This window comes from Nonomuraea sp. NPDC049400, from assembly GCF_044466425.1.
Lineage (GTDB): Bacteria > Actinomycetota > Actinomycetes > Streptosporangiales > Streptosporangiaceae > Nonomuraea.
Genome location: NZ_JBITMP010000012.1, coordinates 56667 through 74174 on the forward strand (window position 1 = coordinate 56667; position 17508 = coordinate 74174).

General features: G+C 70.9%; 19 protein-coding genes. 9 read left to right on the forward strand and 10 right to left on the reverse strand.

Annotated features, from left to right (window positions below; translation table 11 throughout):
* Window position 1: 1 nt before the first annotated feature.
* Window positions 2-1078: a redox-regulated ATPase YchF gene (ychF, locus tag ACIBVN_RS20405; protein WP_397138503.1), complete on the reverse strand. Its 1077-nt coding sequence runs from the start codon at window positions 1076-1078 to the stop codon at window positions 2-4.
* Between the two features lie 79 nt (window positions 1079-1157).
* Here ychF and rmuC point away from each other — a divergent pair, with 79 nt between their 5' ends.
* Window positions 1158-2414: a DNA recombination protein RmuC gene (rmuC, locus tag ACIBVN_RS20410; protein WP_397138505.1), complete on the forward strand. Its 1257-nt coding sequence runs from the start codon at window positions 1158-1160 to the stop codon at window positions 2412-2414.
* A 14-nt stretch (window positions 2415-2428) separates the two neighbouring features.
* A complete protein-coding gene (locus ACIBVN_RS20415; RefSeq protein WP_397138507.1) occupies window positions 2429-2935 on the forward strand; it encodes a DUF6542 domain-containing protein in 507 nt (168 codons plus the stop codon).
* On the opposite strand, the gene ACIBVN_RS20420 is transcribed toward ACIBVN_RS20415, so the two are convergent.
* The gene (locus ACIBVN_RS20420) at window positions 2932-3897 is read right to left on the reverse strand and encodes a 4-hydroxy-3-methylbut-2-enyl diphosphate reductase (RefSeq protein WP_397138509.1); all 966 of its coding nucleotides are present in this window, start codon (window positions 3895-3897) and stop codon (window positions 2932-2934) included. The genes ACIBVN_RS20415 and ACIBVN_RS20420 overlap by 4 nt on opposite strands.
* Before the next feature lie 100 nt (window positions 3898-3997).
* Between ACIBVN_RS20420 and ACIBVN_RS20425 the strand changes: the two genes are divergently transcribed.
* Window positions 3998-5032, forward strand: a complete 1035-nt coding sequence (locus ACIBVN_RS20425) for a hypothetical protein (RefSeq protein WP_397138511.1) — start codon at window positions 3998-4000, stop codon at window positions 5030-5032.
* Window positions 5033-5058: 26 nt separating this feature from the next.
* Window positions 5059-6273 carry an exodeoxyribonuclease VII large subunit gene (gene xseA, locus ACIBVN_RS20430; protein WP_397138513.1) on the forward strand — a complete coding sequence of 405 codons (1215 nt, stop codon included), beginning with the start codon at window positions 5059-5061 and terminating at the stop codon, window positions 6271-6273.
* Window positions 6274-6480: 207 nt separating this feature from the next.
* Here xseA and ACIBVN_RS20435 read toward each other — a convergent pair whose 3' ends face one another.
* Window positions 6481-7098, reverse strand: a complete 618-nt coding sequence (locus ACIBVN_RS20435; RefSeq protein ID WP_397138515.1) for a TetR/AcrR family transcriptional regulator — start codon at window positions 7096-7098, stop codon at window positions 6481-6483.
* A 79-nt stretch (window positions 7099-7177) separates the two neighbouring features.
* Between ACIBVN_RS20435 and ACIBVN_RS20440 the strand changes: the two genes are divergently transcribed.
* Window positions 7178-7594, forward strand: coding sequence for a nitroreductase family deazaflavin-dependent oxidoreductase (locus ACIBVN_RS20440; RefSeq protein WP_397138517.1), 417 nt, complete (start codon window positions 7178-7180; stop codon window positions 7592-7594).
* A gap of 146 nt (window positions 7595-7740) precedes the next feature.
* Here ACIBVN_RS20440 and ACIBVN_RS20445 read toward each other — a convergent pair whose 3' ends face one another.
* The 3 genes from ACIBVN_RS20445 to ACIBVN_RS20455 are packed head-to-tail and all read right to left on the reverse strand — an operon-like array spanning window position 7741 to window position 9194.
* Window positions 7741-8010, reverse strand: coding sequence for an exodeoxyribonuclease VII small subunit (locus ACIBVN_RS20445; protein ID WP_397138519.1), 270 nt, complete (start codon window positions 8008-8010; stop codon window positions 7741-7743).
* 33 nt (window positions 8011-8043) lie between these two features.
* Window positions 8044-8574 carry a DUF4245 domain-containing protein gene (locus ACIBVN_RS20450; protein ID WP_397138521.1) on the reverse strand — a complete coding sequence of 177 codons (531 nt, stop codon included), beginning with the start codon at window positions 8572-8574 and terminating at the stop codon, window positions 8044-8046.
* A gap of 11 nt (window positions 8575-8585) precedes the next feature.
* Complete coding sequence (locus tag ACIBVN_RS20455) at window positions 8586-9194, reverse strand: TetR/AcrR family transcriptional regulator (RefSeq protein ID WP_349448458.1); 609 nt, start codon at window positions 9192-9194, stop codon at window positions 8586-8588.
* A 233-nt stretch (window positions 9195-9427) separates the two neighbouring features.
* Between ACIBVN_RS20455 and glpX the strand changes: the two genes are divergently transcribed.
* Window positions 9428-10462: a class II fructose-bisphosphatase gene (gene glpX, locus ACIBVN_RS20460; protein WP_349448457.1), complete on the forward strand. Its 1035-nt coding sequence runs from the start codon at window positions 9428-9430 to the stop codon at window positions 10460-10462.
* Window positions 10463-10742: 280 nt separating this feature from the next.
* Here the strand turns inward: glpX and ACIBVN_RS20465 are convergent, their stop codons facing one another.
* Entirely contained in the window at window positions 10743-11393 is a 651-nt protein-coding gene (locus ACIBVN_RS20465) for a DUF1707 domain-containing protein (RefSeq protein ID WP_397138524.1), read from the reverse strand.
* A gap of 54 nt (window positions 11394-11447) precedes the next feature.
* Window positions 11448-11999, reverse strand: coding sequence for a TetR/AcrR family transcriptional regulator (locus tag ACIBVN_RS20470; RefSeq protein ID WP_397138526.1), 552 nt, complete (start codon window positions 11997-11999; stop codon window positions 11448-11450).
* A gap of 74 nt (window positions 12000-12073) precedes the next feature.
* Between ACIBVN_RS20470 and ACIBVN_RS20475 the strand changes: the two genes are divergently transcribed.
* The 3 genes from ACIBVN_RS20475 (at window position 12074) to ACIBVN_RS20485 (ending at window position 14942) form a co-directional block, all read left to right on the forward strand.
* The gene (locus tag ACIBVN_RS20475) at window positions 12074-12805 is read left to right on the forward strand and encodes an SDR family oxidoreductase (protein WP_397138528.1); all 732 of its coding nucleotides are present in this window, start codon (window positions 12074-12076) and stop codon (window positions 12803-12805) included.
* 70 nt (window positions 12806-12875) lie between these two features.
* Entirely contained in the window at window positions 12876-13583 is a 708-nt protein-coding gene (locus tag ACIBVN_RS20480) for a DUF998 domain-containing protein (RefSeq protein ID WP_397138530.1), read from the forward strand.
* 186 nt (window positions 13584-13769) lie between these two features.
* Window positions 13770-14942 carry an MFS transporter gene (locus ACIBVN_RS20485; RefSeq protein WP_397138532.1) on the forward strand — a complete coding sequence of 391 codons (1173 nt, stop codon included), beginning with the start codon at window positions 13770-13772 and terminating at the stop codon, window positions 14940-14942.
* Window positions 14943-15107: 165 nt separating this feature from the next.
* Here ACIBVN_RS20485 and ACIBVN_RS20490 read toward each other — a convergent pair whose 3' ends face one another.
* Both ACIBVN_RS20490 and ACIBVN_RS20495 read right to left on the reverse strand, forming a co-directional pair.
* Entirely contained in the window at window positions 15108-16046 is a 939-nt protein-coding gene (locus tag ACIBVN_RS20490) for a Gfo/Idh/MocA family oxidoreductase (RefSeq protein ID WP_397138534.1), read from the reverse strand.
* A 50-nt stretch (window positions 16047-16096) separates the two neighbouring features.
* Window positions 16097-17491: a PLP-dependent aminotransferase family protein gene (locus ACIBVN_RS20495; RefSeq protein ID WP_397138536.1), complete on the reverse strand. Its 1395-nt coding sequence runs from the start codon at window positions 17489-17491 to the stop codon at window positions 16097-16099.
* Window positions 17492-17508 lie beyond the last annotated feature (17 nt).

A 17508-nucleotide genomic window follows, 5' to 3' on the forward strand; every position in this document is an offset into this window, starting at 1 on the left:
CTCAGACGTTGAAGCGGAACTCCACCACGTCGCCGTCGCGCATCACGTAGTCCTTGCCCTCGATGCGCGCCTTGCCCGCCGCGCGCGCGTTGGCGATGGAGCCGGCCTCGACCAGGTCGTCGAAGGAGACGACCTCGGCCTTGATGAAGCCGCGCTGGAAGTCGGTGTGGATCACGCCGGCCGCCTCGGGCGCGGTGGCGCCCTTGGGGATCGTCCAGGCCCTGGTCTCCTTGGGCCCGGCCGTGAGGTATGTCTGCAGGCCGAGCGTGTCGAAGCCGACCCTGGCCAGCTGCCGCAGCCCCGACTCCTCCTGGCCGACGGACTGGAGCAGCTCCAGCGCCTCCTCCTCGTCGAGCTCGACCAGCTCCGACTCGATCTTGGCGTCCATGAAGACCGCCTCGGCGGGCGCGACCAGCGTCGACAGCTGCTCCCTGAGCGCGGCGTCGGTCAGCTCGTCGGCGTCGAGGTTGAACACATACAGGAACGGCTTGGCCGTCAGCAGGTGGAGGTCGCGCAGCTCCTCGCGGTCGAGACCGCTCTCGAAGATGGTCTTGCCGGTCTCCAGCACGCTCAGAGCGGCCTCCGCGGCCTCGAGCGCGGCCTTCTTGTCCTTGTTGTTGCGCGCCTCCTTCTGCAGGCGCGGGATGGCCTTCTCGACCGTCTGCAGGTCGGCCATGATCAACTCGGTGTTGATGGTCTCGATGTCGCGCTTGGGGGAGATCTCGCCGTCCACGTGCGTGACGTCCGGGTCGCTGAAGACGCGTACGACCTGGCAGACCGCGTCGGTGTCGCGGATGTTGGCGAGGAACTGGTTGCCCCTGCCCTGCCCCTCCGACGCCCCCTTGACCAGGCCCGCGACGTCGACGAACTCGACCTTGGCGGGCAGGATCCGGGCCGAGTCGAAGATCTCGGCCAGCTTGGGCAGGCGGTCGTCGGGCACGCCCACGATGCCCACGTTTGGCTCGATGGTGGCGAACGGGTAGTTCGCGGCGAGCGCGTTGCCGGACTTAGTCAGCGCGTTGAAGAGCGTGGACTTGCCGACGTTGGGCAGACCGACGATACCGATGGAGAGACTCACGGGTGTCAAGTTTACGTGCTCAGCGTAACGGGCGTGTCGGGCGGGAACGGTGCGCCGGAGTCCTGCAATCATCGATCGAGTGGACATCGTCTCGCTTATCGTCGGTCTGGCCGCCGGTCTCGTCATCGGGTTCCTGGTGGCGAGGACGCGGGCGGCGGTGCGGGTGGCCGAGGCCGACGCGCGGGCCAAGTCGGCCGCCGACAAGCTGGTCTATGTCGAGGAGCAGCTCGCCGAGCGCTTCCAGGCCCTGTCCACGCGCGCACTCGACGTCAACAACGTGCGGTTCCTGGAGCTGGCCGAGACCAGGCTGGCGGCCACCCGCGCGGAGGCCGCGGGAGACCTGGAGCAGCGAAGGCAGGCCGTCGAGCACCTGGTGGAGCCGCTGAAGGACGCGCTGGCGCGGGTCGAGTCGCAGCTGCGCGACACCGAGTCGGGCCAGCGCGCGGCGCGTGCCGAGCTGGCCAAGCAGATGGAGTTCGTACAACAGAGCAACGAGCAGCTGCGTTCCCAGACCACCGCCCTCGTCAGGGCCCTGCAACGGCCGGAGGCGCGCGGCAGGTGGGGCGAGCTCCAGTTGCGCAGGGTCGCCGAGATCGCGGGCATGCAGCGCCACTGCGACTTCGACGAGCAGGTCACAGAGGGCTCCATGCGCCCCGACATGGTCGTCAGGCTCGCCGGGGGCAAGAACATCGTGGTCGACTCCAAAGTCTCGCTGGCGGCCTATCTGGAGGCCGCGGAGGCCGCCGACGAGTCCCTCGCCTCGGTCCGGCTCGACGCCCACGCCAGGCACGTGCGCGAGCACATCGACCGGCTGGCGGCCAAGTCCTACTGGCAGGGGTTCAACCCGTCGCCGGAGTTCGTGGTGCTGTTCATCCCCGGCGAGGCGTTCCTGGCCCCGGCGCTCGAGCGCGATCCCGGGCTGCTGGAGTACGCCATGACGCGGCGGGTCCACATCGCCACGCCGACGACGCTGATCACGATGCTGCGCACCGCGCACTACGCCTGGCAGCAGGCCGCGCTGAGCGACAATGCGCGCGCGGTGTTCGAGCTGGGCAAGGAGCTGTACGAGCGGCTGTCCTCCCTGGGCAGGAACGTCGACTCGCTCGGGAGGGCGCTGACGCGGGCCGTGGAGGCATACAACAAATCGGTCGGGTCACTCGAAAGCCGCGTCCTGGTCACCGCACGCAAGTTGCACGATCTGGGCGTCGTGGACCGCGATCTCGACTCGCCCGACATGCTCGAAGACCTGCCCAGACCCCTGGCATCCCCGGAACTGCTGGAAACCTCGCCTCTGCTTTCCCACTCGAACGGTAAGTTGGCCAACGGGTCGCAATAAATGGGGGTGGGGCATTGGGTGAGAAGAGGCGTTCCGCGGTCAGGCTGACCGCTCGCGGCGCCGTCGCGCTCGCCCTGGTCTCCACCTTGGCGGGCTACGTGCTGGCGGCGCTGCTCGGCATCCAGTACATCGTGGGCGCTGCCTTCGTGCTGTCGAGCCTGCTGGGCGTGCTCATGGTCAACCGGCGCGAGCTGCTGTCGCTGGTGGTGACGCCGCCGCTGGTGTTCTTCTGCGCCACGCTCTTCGTCGAGCTCGGGCGGGCGTTCGGCTCGGTGTCGATCGTGCAGTCGCTGGCGCTGGGCCTCTACACGTCGCTGACCAGCGGCGCGCCCTGGCTGTTCGCGGGCTCGGCGGTCGTGCTGGGCGTCGCCTGGCGGCGCGGGCTGCGCGACAACGTACGCGACCTACGCGAAGAGCTGAAGGCGGGCGCGGAGGCACCGCGCCCGCGACAGACGTTCGTGCCCGAGCCGGAGGGCTACTTCGAGCCCAAGGTGTACGGGACGCCGCGCGGGGACGACTAGGACGCCCGCAGGTCCTTGCGCAGCTCGTGGGGCAGGGCGAAGCGCATGCTCTCCTGCACCGACTCGACCTCGGTCACGTCGCCGAACCCGTGCTGGGCCAGCCGCGCCAGCACCTCCTCGACCAGCTCCTCAGGGACGGAGGCGCCGCTGGTGACGCCGACCGTGGTGACGCCTTCGAGCCACTCGTCGCGGATGAAGCCGGCGTTGTCGACCAGGTATGACGCCTGCGCGCCGTAGTCCTTGGCCACCTCGACCAGGCGCTTGGAGTTTGACGAGTTTTCCGAGCCGACCACGATGACGAGCTGCGCCTCGGCGGCGATCTCCTTGACCGCCACCTGCCGGTTCTGCGTGGCGTAGCAGATGTCGTCGCTCGGCGGGTCGATCAGCGTGGGGAAGCGCTCCTTGAGCCGGGACACCGTCTCGGTGGTCTCGTCGACCGACAGCGTGGTCTGCGACAGCCACACCAGCTTGCTCGGGTCCTTCACCTGAACCTTGTCGACCGCGTCGAGCCCGTCGACGAGCTGGATGTGGTCAGGGGCCTCACCGGAGGTGCCCTCGACCTCCTCGTGGCCCTCGTGCCCGATCAGGAGGATGTCGTAGTCCTGGCTCGCGAACCGTCTCGCCTCGTTGTGCACCTTGGTGACCAGCGGGCAGGTCGCGTCGATGGTGCGCAGCCCGCGCTGTCTGGCCTCCTCGTGCACGGCAGGGGACACGCCATGGGCGGAGAACACCACGATCTCGCCCTCGGGGACCTCTTCGGTCTCGTCCACGAAGATGGCACCCCTGGCCTCGAGCGTCTTGACGACGTGGGTGTTGTGGACGATCTGCTTGCGTACGTAGATCGGCGCACCATACTGCTCCAAAGCCTTCTCGACCGCTACCACGGCTCGATCGACTCCGGCACAGTAGCCGCGGGGCTTGGCTACGAGTACTCGGCGGGAAGTAGGGGTCTGGGGCTCCATACTTTCTATGCTACGTGGAGCGGCCATCAGGCCCGCGCGTGCGTGGTTGCCCGCGGTTTGCCAGACTAGCCGTCCCATACTGACCTCCCAGGGAGACGTCATGTCCCTCAGCGACGTGATACGCAACATCGCTAAGACCGTCACCAACAAGGACGAGTTGAAGGAGAAGGCCAAGGACCTTCCGCTCCTCGTCATCCAGACCACGCTCAGCGCGGCCGGCCAGGCGCTGCTGGTCGTCGACCGGGTGAAGAACTCCATCAAGAACCTCGGCAACAAGGAGGAGCGCGAGGAGGAGTCGTACGACTCGCGTCCCTCCGCCGCCGACCAGGTGGCCGCGGCTCCGGCCGCGGAGGAGGACAAGCCCGCCCGCAAGGAGCCGGTGATCTTCGCGCCGCGCCCCGGCGCGGCCGAGCCCAACGGCGCCGCCAAGACCAAGCCCGACCCGGTCATCTTCACCCCGGCCGGCAAGTCCGAGTCCGTGGCCACCGCCGACACCGAGACCCCTGTCGCGTCCAAGCCCGCGGTCACGGAGGAGCCCGCGGCCGAGCCCAAGGCCGCCGCCGAGCCCACGGCCACCGTCGTCGAGGAGCCCGCCGAGGCGAAGGCCACCGTCGTGGAGGAGCCCGCCACCGAGCCCGAGGCCGCTCCCGCCCCCACGGCCGCCGCCGAGCCTGCCGTCGCGGAGAAGCCTGCCGCGGCCGAGAAGCCCACCGTCGCCGAGAAGCCCGCCGTCACGGAGAAGCCCGCCGTCGCGGAGAAGCCCGCCGTCGCGGAGAAGCCTGCTGAGGCCGAGGCGAAGGCCGCCGTCGTGGAGGAGGCACCCGAGGTCAAGCCGAAGGCCACCCGCAAGACCACCAGGAAGCCCGCCGCGGCCAAGAAGCCGGCCGAGAAGCCCGCCGCCGTGCCCGAGCCCACGGCCGCCGCCGAGCCGACCGCCGCAAGCGCCCCCGCGGACCTGGCCGAGCCGCTGCCCGGCTACTCCGAGATGACCGTCGCGTCCCTGCGCGCCAGGATGCGTGGCAAGACCGCCGAGCAGATCGGCGACTTCCTCGCCTTCGAGAAGGCCACGAAGGCCCGCCCCGAGGTGATCAAGATGTTCGAGAACCGCCTGGCGAAGCTTCAGGCCGGAGAATAGTCACTCCGACCCCGTAGCCTTTCGCCATGACCGAGAAGACCTCACCCGAGTCTCCCCTGCCGATCCGCACGGTCCTTCAGATGGTGGGCGGATGGATCGGCAGACTCGGCACGGTCTGGGTCGAGGGCCAGATCACCGACCTCAGCGCGCGCGGCGGCACGGTGTTCATGACGCTGCGCGACCCGGTCGCCAACGTGTCGGCCAAGGTCACCACCCCGCGCGGCGTCTACGAAGCCGCCACACCGCGGCCGGCCGACGGCGCCAGGGTCGTGATGCAGGTCAAGCCCGACTTCTGGGTCAACAGAGGCTCGTTCGCCTTCACCGCGCTGGAGATCCGCCCCGTCGGCGTGGGCGAGCTGCTGGCCAGGCTGGAGCGGCTCAGGCAGCTGCTGGCCACCGAGGGGCTGTTCAACGCCGACAGGAAGCGGCGGCTGCCGTTCCTGCCCAGCACGATCGGGCTCATCTGCGGCCGTGACTCCGCGGCCGAGCGCGACGTGCTGGAAAACTCCCGCAGGCGCTGGCCCGCCGTGCGGTTCAAGGTCGAGGAGGTGGCCGTCCAGGGCCCCTACGCGGTGGGGGAGGTGACCGAGGCGCTGCGCAAGCTCGACGCCGACTCCTCGGTCGACGTGATCGTCATCGCCCGCGGCGGCGGCTCGCTTGAGGACCTCCTGCCGTTCTCCGACGAGACGCTCGTACGCTCGGTGGCCGCCTGCCGCACCCCCGTGGTGAGCGCCATCGGCCACGAGCAGGACAGCCCGCTGCTCGACCTGGTGGCCGACGTTCGCGCCTCCACCCCCACAGACGCGGCCAAGAAGGTCGTGCCCGACGTCGGCGAGCAGCTCACGCTGGTGCGCCAGCTCCGCGACCGGGGCCGCAGGGTGATGAGCGGCTGGCTCGACCGGGAGATGTCCTGGCTCACGTCGGTGCGCTCGCGGCCCTCGCTGGCCGACCCGGTCCGCGAGCTGGAGCGCCGGGCCGAGCAGGTCGACTCGCTGCGCGAGCGGGCCAGGCGCTCGCTGTCGGGCTCGCTCGACCGGGCCGGCGACGACCTCACCCACCTGCGTGCCCGTCTGATCGCGCTGTCCCCCGCGGCCACGCTGGAGCGCGGTTACGCCATCGTCCAGCACCCGTCGGGCGAGGTGGTACGCCTGGCCAAGGACGTCTCCCCCGGCTCCCTGCTGACGATCCGCCTGACCGACGACCGGCTGACCGTACGCACGGAAGAACCCGGCGACACGTGAGCGGTCCGGGATCCGCGACCGGCAGATGAGAGTGCCCACGCAGGGCGCACCCTCCCCTGGCAGCCCTGCTCCCGGCCGCGCCCTCCCCGGCGGCCCTGCTCCCGGCCGCGCCCTCCCCGGCGGCCCTGCTCCCGGCCGCGCCCTCCCCGGCGGCCCTGCTCCTGGCCGCGCCCTCCCCGGCGGCCCTGCTCCTGGCCGCGCCTTTCCCTAGCGGCCCTGCTCCTGGCCGCGCATGACGGTCTCGGCCAGCCATGCCAGCCTGACCTTGATCTGCTCGTGAGTCATGCCGCGCTGCTCCTGCTGGAAGGCGATCAGGCAGGCGTTGGCCTGCGCGAGGAGGGCGTCGGCCAGGTAGGTGGCGTCGGCTCGCGGGCAGGCCTGGGCGATCAGACCGGCCAGGTGGACGTGGTGGACCTGGTACGGCCCCCCGAACCTCTGCGCCTTGTCCCCCTTGTCCAGCAGCAGGAAGAGCCCCTGTTGCGACACGATGCGGTCGACCAGCGCGTACAGGAACGCCGTGATCCGCTCGGCGGCGGGGGCGCCGGGGCCGAGCGGCGGCGGCCCGGAGAAGAAGGCGGTCTGGAAGCGCCTCTCCTGCTCGTCGATCAGGGCGTAGACGAGCCCACCCCGGTCGCCGAAGCGGCGGTAGACGGTGCCGATCCCGACGCCGGCGACCCGGGCCACCTCGTCCAGGGAGAGGTCGTCGGCGCCGCGCTCGGCGATCATCCGGGCGGCCACCTCAATGATCTTCTGCCGGTTTCGCGCGGCGTCGGCCCGCTCCGGCTGGGGTTGCCCGACGACGGGCAGCAATCGACGTCCGCACACAGCTGAAGCATACCGATGACAACCGGAGCGATCTCCGGTTAAGCTCCGAACCGGAGAGTCCTCCGATTCACGGGAGTAAATGATGCCCAGCGAGTTCAACCAGCAGATCATTGACGAGTTCCGCGCCAACGAGGGGCGGGTCGGCGGCATGTTCGAGGGCAGTCCCCTGGTGCTGCTCACGACCACAGGAGCCAAGAGCGGCAAGCCGTCGACCACGCCGATGTTGTATCTGGCCGACGGCGACCGCTACGTCGTCATCGCCTCGAACGCCGGCTCGGACCGTCACCCTGCCTGGTACCACAACCTGCGCGCCACGCCTGAGGCGACGGCGGAGGTAGGGGCGGAGACGTTCGAGGTCAAGGCCGTGGTCGTGGAGGGCGCCGAGCGCGACCAGCTCTATGAGCGGATGGCGGGGAAGTGGTCGGGGTTCCGCGACTACGAGGCCAAGACGAGCCGCCGCATCCCCGTGGTGGCGCTCTACCGGACCGCTGCCTGACCTCCGCCACCGGTGCCGCCAGCACGCCGTCGGTGCCGTCGTGACGGCACGCCGTCGGGAAGGCGGCTGGCCGCGACAGAGACGCCGCCAGTGGGGCGAGCCGTCAGCGGGACGGGAGGGCGAGGCTCATGGAGGGGGCGGGACCGTCAGAACGGCGCGTCGTCGGAGTTGCCCGCCGTGGGCTCGGAGCGGCGCGCCATGGCGGCGGCGAGCTTGACCCTGGCTCCCTGGAGCCACTCCTCGCAGACCGCCGCCAACTTCTCGCCGCGCTCCCACAGCTCGATGGACTGCTCCAGGGTGAGCCCGCCGGTCTCCAGCCGGCGCACCACCTCGGTCAGCTCCTCGCGCGCCTGCTCGTATGAGGGTGCCTTCTCGTCTGCTGCCACGAGCACCACCCTAGACGCGCCGGCCGACATCCGCAGAGCAGGCGTACGTGAAGCGCGGCGCGGTCAGCCCTTGGGGCGCTGCTGCAGGACGGAGGCCAGCTCGGCCAGCTCCGGCCAGTCGGCTGTGCCGGTGATGACGAGGGTCACCTCGGGCAGGACACGGATCAGCGAGCGCTGGTTCTTGTCCTCGCGGAAGCGCTGCTCCCACGGCACGCCGCCGACCTGCTGCGTGCCGACGGCCTTGTCGGAGTTGGCCATGCGGCTGGCGAACCCGGCCGCAGGCTGCTCGTTGCTCTGCGCGAACATCGCGTGCTGGCGCTTGGCCGTGGCGTAGCCGAGGTAGAGGACCTGCGCGCCGTTCTCCCCCTTGGCGATCTTGTTGCTGTTGGGGATCCAGCCCGCCGGGTCCTTCTGCGGGGCCCACACGCCGTACGGCACCGAGTGGCCGAAGTTGGCGACGGTGATCGAGTAGTCGAGCCGCGGAATGTGCTCCTCCCGGCTCTGCGGGGTGATCAGCAGGAACAGCCCGGCCGCCGCGAGGCAGACGAACAGCGCTACCGCGTAGCCGTAGAAACCTTGAGTGAACCGTCGCACAGTTGGCGAGGTTACCCGCTGGTGGGGGCGGTCGCCGAAGTGGCCGGACGGATCTGGCCGATGATGGCGAGCACCTCCTCGGCCAGGCCGCGGTCGCCCGTACGCACCACCTCGGACACGGCCGCGGCCAGCGCGCCCGTGACCACCACGACCAGCGCGCTCTCGTCCTCGAACAGCGCCGCGTTGAGCTGCGCCCACTTGCGCAGCCTGTCGCGCATGACCACGTCGAAGCCGGGCGGCCCGTCGCCGCGCAGGAACAGGTCGGCCAGCTCGCGCTCCTCCAGGCACCCTTCGAGATAGGCGTGGGCGGCACTGATGAACACGCGCATCGGGTCGGTCTCGCCGGCGGCGCGAGCCGCGCGGGCTGCCTGCTTGGTCCGCTGTGTCTGCCTGGCCTGGAACTCCTCGAACAGCGTGAGGTAGAGATCGGCCTTGCCGGAGAAGTGGTGATACAGGCTACCCACACTGGCGTCGGCCCTGGCCACCACGTCGGTCACGCCCGCCTCGGCGAACCCCTTGGAGACGAAGACCTCCCTGGCGGCGCCCAGGAGCGAGCTCCGGGTGGCCGCGCCGCGCTCGGACGTGCGCGGCTGGACCGCCATGTTCTCCACATCGCTCATTCAGATCTCCTCCATGGCGGGGCGCCATGCTCCATCGTGGAGGCAAGATCCTTCACGTGCACACGGTATGGCGCAAAATCCGTCCCCCGTTATCACAGGGCAACCCAGTCGAAGCTTACCCAGGTCGCCCTCCATGGAGAATCCGTCGGAGTCTGAGCAGATTATCCCCCTCTGGGCGGGAATAGAGGGGCAACTACGATCGACGTAGATTTCCCACAAGGAGGCTGCTCATCATGTCCGATCAGACATCCGTACCGCCCGCGCTCGCCACGGGTGAGCACGCCCCTGACCGGAACCTGGCGCTGGAACTGGTCCGCGTGACGGAGGCGGCCGCGATGGCGGCGGCCAGGTGGGTCGGCCGGGGCGACAAGAACGGCGCCGACGGCGCGGCGGTGAACGCCATGCGCCAGCTGATCAACACGGTCTCCATGAACGGCGTGGTGGTCATCGGCGAGGGCGAGAAGGACCACGCCCCGATGCTGTTCAACGGCGAGCAGGTGGGCGACGGCAGCGGCCCCGACTGCGACGTGGCCGTGGACCCCATCGACGGCACCCGGCTGACCGCGCTGGGCATGCCCGACGCGGTGTCGGTGATCGCGGTGAGCGAGCGCGGCTCGATGTACGACCCGTCGGCCGTGTTCTACATGGAGAAGCTGGTCACCGGCCCCGAGGCGGCCGACGTGGTCGACATCGAGGCGCCCGTCTCCGCGAACATCAACGCGGTCGCCAGGGCCAAGCACTGCTCGCCGTCCGACGTGACCGTGGTCGTGCTCGACCGGCCCAGGCACGAGCGGCTGGTCAAGGAGATCAGGGAGACGGGCGCGCGGATCAAGTTCATCACCGACGGCGACGTGGCCGGCGCGATCATGGCGGCCCGTACGGGCACCGGCATCGACCTGATGCTGGGCATCGGCGGCACGCCGGAGGGCATCGTGGCCGCGTGCGCGCTCAAGTGCCTGGGCGGCGTGATCCAGGGCAAGCTCTGGCCGCGCGACGACGCCGAACGCCGCAAGGCCCTGGACGCCGGGCACGACCTCAACCAGGTGCTCACCACGAACGACCTGGTCAGGTCCGACGACGTGTTCTTCGCGGCGACCGGCATCACGCACGGCGAGCTCATGCAGGGCGTACGGTTCCGCGCGGGCTCGGCGGTGACCGAGTCGCTGGTGATGCGCGGCCGGTCGGGAACCATCCGCAAGATCGAGAGCGAGCACCAGCTCTGGAAGCTGCGGGCGTACAGCGCGATCAACTTCGACACCGCGGGCTGAGCGCACCGCCGGCGACCGGGCGCGCCGACGCACGGCTCGGCGCAGTCGCGACCGCGCCGCCCCGAGCCGCCGCGCCCCCGGGCAGTCGCGGCCATGGCACCGTGACTCGGGAGCGCCCCGGGCAGCCGCGGCCACGGCACCGTGGCTCGGGAGCGCTCGCCCAGCGGCGGCCATGGCGCCCCTGAGCGGCGGCCCCTCGCGCAGGCGCGGCCCGAGGGCGCCGTTGGAGGCGGGTAGCGGCGCGGGCGGAGCAGCGGCGCTGGCGGCGGCGGGGCGGTGGTCAGCGGCGGCGTTTGCGGCGAGGGGGCTCCTTGACCTTGATCTCGCCCACGAAGTTCGTGGTCCGCACCTCGACGACGGGCGCGCCGGGGTCGGTCGGCTGCTTGGTCAGGCGGACCGACTTGCCCTTGGCGACCCTGATCACCTCGAGCCCCTCGGGCACGTGGATCTCCAGCCCGCCGAAGACCAGGGTGGCGTTGATGATGACCTGCCGGTTCTGCAGGATCGCGTCGCGGAAGTCCAGCTTGGTGGTGCCGAACATGGCCGTCACGTCCAGCTCGGCCGGCACGACCCAGCGCCCGCCGCGCTGCTCCTGCTTGAAGATGGCCGACACGGGGCGGCCGTCCAGGTTGAGCGGCTGCTGGTCGGCGGGCAGCAGGTCGGCGGTGAGCTCGGCCAGCTGGCCGAGCGTGCGCGCGGAGTAGAGGACGCCCAGCCGCTCCTCCAGCTCGTCGAGGGTGAGCCGGCCGTCGGCGTGCGCGTCCTGGAGCACCTGGGCGATGCGCTCACGGTCGGCGTCGGACGCGCGGAGCTCGTGGGGTGGCGGCACGTCGTTCGCCGCCTGCGGTCGCCGGGCCGACACAAACTCCTCGGCCAGCCGCTCTCCGACTTCCTGCAGCTTCGGCAGCCACGATCCCGCGCGTTCGTTCACACATCCGACGATAACCGGCGCCCGCGAGAATCGCTCGCGCCAAACGGACCCGCATCAGCGGATTCGCGCCAGAAGTCCGGCAATCTCCTCCGCCAGGTCCACGTTCACCTCGGCGTGGCGGTTGAGCAGCCGGTACCACATCGCACCGAACACGAGATCGACGGCCAGGTCCAGATCCACGTCATCCGGTACGGCGCCGCGTGCCAGCACTGAGCGGAGGGCCGCGCGGCGCGGCTCGATGAGCTTGGCCCGCAGCTCGGCGGCCAGCCCGGGGTCGGACTGGGCGTCGGCCATCAGCCCCACGACCACCTGGCCCGCGACCCCCTGCGCCAGCACGAACGTCTGCTCCAGGAACGTCACGAGATCGGCCCGCGCGTCCCCGGTGTCCGGCACCTCCGGGAGGTCCTCGGCCAGGACGTCGGTCAGGCTCTCGAGCAGCACCTGCGCCTTGGTCTGCCACCACCGGTAGACGGTCTGCCTGCCGCTTCCGGCCGCCTGAGCGATGCCCTTCATGGTGACGTTCTGGTATCCGTCCCGGGCGCACAAATCGAGCGCCGCCCGGAGGATCGCCTTCCTGGCCACTTCGCTGCGCGGTCTGCCAACCATGGCGCCCACTTTACAAGACACTGTGCCTCGTTTATATTCGAGGCATGATGTCTCGTATTGAAGGGGATTCAGAGATGCGAGTAGTGATCGTCGGCGGCACGACCGGCATCGGCCTGGCTACGGCGGCCCGGCTGGCCGCGGGCGGCGCGGAGGTGTTCGTCACGGGCCGCTCGGAGGAGCGCCTGCAGGCGGCGTTGAAGCAGCTCGGCGACCAGGCGAGCGGCCCAGTGAGCGGCCCAGTGAGCGGAGAAGTCGTCGACGCCCGTGACACCGGCGCGACGCGGGCGTTGTTCGAGCGGCTCGGCAGCGTCGATCATCTGATCATCACCGTGACGGGCCGGGGCGGCGCGGGGCCGCTGAGCTCGCTGACCAGCGAGACGCTGACCGGCGCGGTGCAGAACAAGCTGGTCCCGCACCTGCTGACCGCACAGGCCGCGCTCGGCGCGCTGAGCCCCGGGGGCTCGATCACCTTCGTGACGGCCGCGTCGGCGGGCGCGGCCCTTCCCGGCATCGCCGTGCTGGCGGCGGTGAACGGGGCCCTCGAGGCCGTGGTTCCCGGCCTGGCGGTCGAGCTGGCGCCCATCAGGGTGAACGCGGTCTCCCCCGGCGTGATCGACACCGACTGGTGGTCAGAGCTGGGCGACGAGGCCCGGGCCACGTTCCTGGAGGGCGCCGCCGCCAGCCTGCCGGTCGGGCGCGTCGGCAGGCCCGAGGACGTGGCCGCCACGATCGAGTACGTCGTGCGCAACTCGTTCGTGACCGGGACCGTGGTGACCGTGGACGGAGGGGGAAGGCTGAAGGCATGAGGTCAGTCCTGACCTGAGAGGAATCTCCGCGCGCTCCTCTCCGTTGATCTCGGAAAAGGGAGGTTTGCGCGTGCATCAACCGGCGCGATGGGGTCTCGGCGCGGCAGGCGCGGGCATAGCGGTGATCGTGGTCCTGGAGCTGACCAGCTTCGACGAGATGAACCCGCTCAGGCGGACCATCAGCGAGCACGGCCTCGGCCCTGACGGATGGATCTTCGGGTTGGCAGTGGGGCTGCTCGCGGCCGGGTCGGCGGCCATCGGGGTGTCGCTGGCACGCAAGAGGCTGGCCGGGATCTTCGGCACCATCGCGCTCATGGGGTGGAGCATGGGGCTGTTCCTGACGGCGTGGTTCGAGAAGAACGACTGGTCGGTGGGGCCGAGCCTGCACGGGAGCATCCACCGGGTGGGCAGCTTCATCGCCTTCCTCAGCCTGCCGCTGGCCGCCGTGATCATCGCCAGGCCCTGGCGGCACCGGGAGCGGTCGCGGGCCACGCTGGTGGCGTTCGGGCTCGGGGTCTGCTCGGTGCTGTGGGTCGTGGGCATCGCCACGCTCATGCTGATCGGGGCGATAGACGGGCTGCCGTGGTGGCGCGCCATGCCGCTCGGGCTCGTGGAGCGCGGCCTGGCCGTGACGGAAGTGGCCGCTCTCCTCGCGCTCGGCGTTTGGGCCGCGGCCAGGCAGCTGAGCACGACAGGGCAGGCCGATCAGCTCGGTGAGGCCTCGAGCGGCGAGGGAGCAAGGCCGGGGCCGGCGGGCGAGTTGGACGGGGTGCGGTGACGGGCTGGGCCCGGTGCCGTGGCGGGCTGACGCCGGTGCCGTGACGGGCTGGGCCCGATGCCGTGGCGGGCTGGCGCCGGTGCGGTGACGGGCTGGACGGGGTGCGGTGGCGGGCTGGCGGAACGGAGTGGCGGGCCGCTAACCTGACCCCGCCTCACGTTTGATTCCCCCCATCAGGAGGCCGTCGTGCCGTCCTCGCGTGATCGTCAGGCCCGCATCGCCACGTACGTCGTCTATGCCGTACAGGGCCTGTCCTTCGCCTCGCTGCTCATCCAGGTCGCGAACCTGCAGGCCAAGCACGGCCTCAGCGAGGGCGCGCTGACGCTCCTGCTGCTGATCGTGCCCGTGTTCGCGGGGGTCGGCAGCGTGGCGGCGGGCACGTTCGCCGCCCGGTTCGGCAGCAAGCTGCTCCTGCGCGTCGCCCAGCCGGTGGTCGCGGTCGCCGTGGTGCTCGCCGGGCTCGCGCCCAGCGTGCCGCTGCTGGTGCCGGTGCTGCTGCTGTTCGGCGTGGCGGTGGGCGCGGTGGACGCGGGCATGAACATGCAGGGCGTGGCGGTCGAGCGCAGGTACGGCGTGCAGGTGCTGAACGGGTTCCACTGCGTGTGGAGCGCGCTCAGCGTGCTAGGGGCGGCATGGGCGTCGGTGGCCGCCGATCTCCCGCTCCCGTTGATCATGTCGATCCCGATGGTGCTCGCGGTGGCGGGCTCGCTCGTTTCCGGGCGTGACCTGTACACGCCGGAGGAGGAGAAGGTCGAGGACGCTCCCGCCGGCGCGGCCACCGGCAGGTTCCCGTGGCGGCCGATCATCCCGCTCTGCCTGGCCATGGGGTTCCTGTACGTCGGCGACGCCGCGGTGTCGAACTTCAACACGTTGTTCATGAAGAACGTGCTCCAAGCGAGTGCGCAGGTGATCCCGCTGGCGTACGCCGCCTACCAGGCGACCACGCTGGCCGTCCGGCTCGGCGGCGATTTCGCGGTCCGGCGGTACGGGCCCGCCGCCATCGTCAGGATCGGCGGCGTGATCGCCACCCTGGGTTTCCTCGGCGTCGTACTCGCCCCGAACCAGCCGCTGGCCATCGTCGCCTTCGGGCTGACCGGAGTGGGACTGTCGGTGGTGGCGCCGCAGTCGTTCTCGGCGGCGGGCAAGCTCGACCCGGCCGGGACCGGAGTGGCCATCGCCCGGGTGAACCTCTTCAACTACATCGGCTTCATCGTGGGCGCGGCCCTGGTGGGCGGCATAGCGGACGCGGCGGACATGCGATGGGCGTTCGCCGCGCCTCTGGTGCTGGCCGGCGTCATCATCGTCCTCGCCCCGGGCTTCGAGCCCAGGCGCCGAGCCGCCAACCCCTCCGCCGCCTGACCCCAGCCGGAGGCCCCCTGCCGCACGCCCCATCGCTCGCCGAGACGCAAAACCGGCACAGGGGGGTCATGGGGCAATGCCGAGAGCGCGGCGAGCGACGCGCGCCGCCGTGCGCTGAGTCGCCTTACCGGCCATCGGACCGGGCGCCGCAGCGGGGCGACGGTCTCAGCCGCGCACCTCGGCGACCTCGACGGTACGGCGTTCGCGCAGCGACAGGTCGGCGGCCTCGGCCACGTAGAGGGCCTCGAGTGCGTCCTCGATCGTGCAGAGGCTCTTGTCGCTGGTCAGGAAGCCGTCGATCTCGCTGCGGTAGGCGGCCTCGAACCGGGTGACGAAGTCCGGCCAGGGCTCATCGAGGCCGGGCAGGCCCTCGGTCGAGTGCAACGGGGCGCGCGGGCCGAGGCCGACGGCCTGGGTGCGCTTGGCGCCGGCCAGTTCCATGCGGACGTCGTACCCGGCGCCGTTGTAGCGCGAGCCCTGCAGGGTGGCCAGCGTGCCGTCGTCCAGGGTGAGCAGCGCGGCGCTGTTGTCGACGTCGCCCGCCTCCGCGAAGAACGACGCCCCGCGGTTCGCCCCCGTCGCGTGCACCGAGACCACCTCGCGGCCCGTCACCCAGCGCAGGATGTCGAAGTCGTGGATGTGGCAATCGCGGAAGATGCCGCCCGAGGTCGCGATGTACTCGGCGGGCGGCGGCGCGGGGTCGGCGGTGATCAGGTGAACGCGGTGCAGCTCCCCCAGCTCCCCGGCGCGCAGCGCGCGCGCCGCCGCCACGTAGCCGGGGTCGAACCTGCGCTGGAACCCGATCTGCACCCGGTTGCCGGCGCTCGTCTCCAGCACCTTGACGGTCTCGGCCACCGTGCTCGCGACCGGCTTCTCACAGAAGACCGGTATGCCCAGCTCGCAGGCCTTCATGATGAGCTCGGCGTGGGTGCCGGTCGGGGTGGCGATGACTACAGCGTCCGAATCGAAGGGGTCCCCGGGCCTGCCGTACGGCGACATACGCACGGGATCGGCCACGATCAGCTCGTCCACCAGCGGATGCGCGGCCAGGGTCGCGGCGTGAAAGGCTCCGATCCTGCCCAGACCCAGCAGTCCGACACGCATGACGCCTCCAATCGGAAATCCGGCTTTCTTTCTAAGCGAGGTCTTATCCCTCAGTCAACCTTTTGTCCTGACATTCTGACCTTCAAGCCTCGTACGGCCTCAAATGCCTTGTGCGCCGGCAGCCGGGCGAAGCCCACCACCACGGCCGCGGGCCCCGGCGAGTCGCGCATCGGCCCCACCGGCTCGGTGGACAGGCCGAGCTCCTGCGCGGCGCGCGTGGTTTTGAGCTCGTCCCAGCCGTCCGGCAGCTCCAGGTAGACGTGCAGGCCCGCCTCGATGCCCTTGACCCGGATCTCGGGCAGCTCCTCGGCCAGCGCCCTGACCAGGGCGTCCCTGCGGCGGCGGTACTCCCGGCGCATCCTGCGCAGGTGCTTGTCGTAGCCGCCGGTACGCAGGAAGTGCGCCAGCGCGTACTGCTCGATGACCGGCGAGCCCAGGTCCAGCTCTCCTCGTGCCCGGCGCACCGCCTCGGCCAGGTCGGGCGGCGCCGCCAGCCAGCCCAGGCGCAGGCCCGGCGCCATGGCCTTGCTCACGCTGCCCGAGAGGATCACCCGGTCGGGGGCCAGGCCCTGGAGGCAGCCGACCGGGTCGCGGTCGAAGCGGAACTCGGCGTCGTAGTCGTCCTCCAGGATCGTCCGGTCACCCGCGTACGCCCACTCCATCAGGGCGGCACGGCGCGGCGGCGAGAGGACCACGCCCGTCGGGTACTGGTGCGCCGGCGTGACCAGGACGGCGTCGCCGCTCAGCCGCCGCACGTCCAGGCCCTCCTCGTCCACGGGGACCGGCACGAGGTGCGCGCCCGCCCGCCTGAGCAGCGGCGCCTGGCGATGGCTCGTCGGGTCCTCGACGGCCAGCTGGAGCGGGCCCTTCCGGCTCAGCACGTGCAGGACCAGGCTGAGGCCCTGGGCCACGCCGCCCACGATGACGAGGTTCTCCGGCCGCACGTCCGCCGCCCTGACCCGCCTGAGGTAGCCGGCCAGCTCTTCGCGCAGCTCGGGCACCCCGCCGGGGTCGCCGTAGTCGAGGGCTTCCGACGGGACGGTGGTCAGGACATGTCTGACGGCGGCGAGCCAGCGCTCTCGGGGGAAGTGGCTGAGGTCGGGCGAGGTGGGGCGGTGCCCGTAGTACGGCGCGCACACGGGGGCGCCCGGGCGCGCCGGCTCGGGGCGGGGCGAGGCCCGGGTGACAGGCCTGGCGGCGGCCTTGGGGGTGACCTGGGTGCCGACGCCCACCCTGGACACCAGGAAACCCTCGGCGACGAGCTGCTCGTACGCCTCCACCACCACGCCCCTGGAGACCTGAAGGTCGGTGGCCAGGTCGCGGGTGGCGGGAAGGCGGGTGCCGGGGGTCAGCCGGCCGCCTCTGATGGATTCGCGCAGCTCAGCGGCGATCTGCCCGGCGATCCCTCCCCCATCACGATTTATCCGGATATGGAGGTCAGCCATATTGGTCCTGTCTTTTG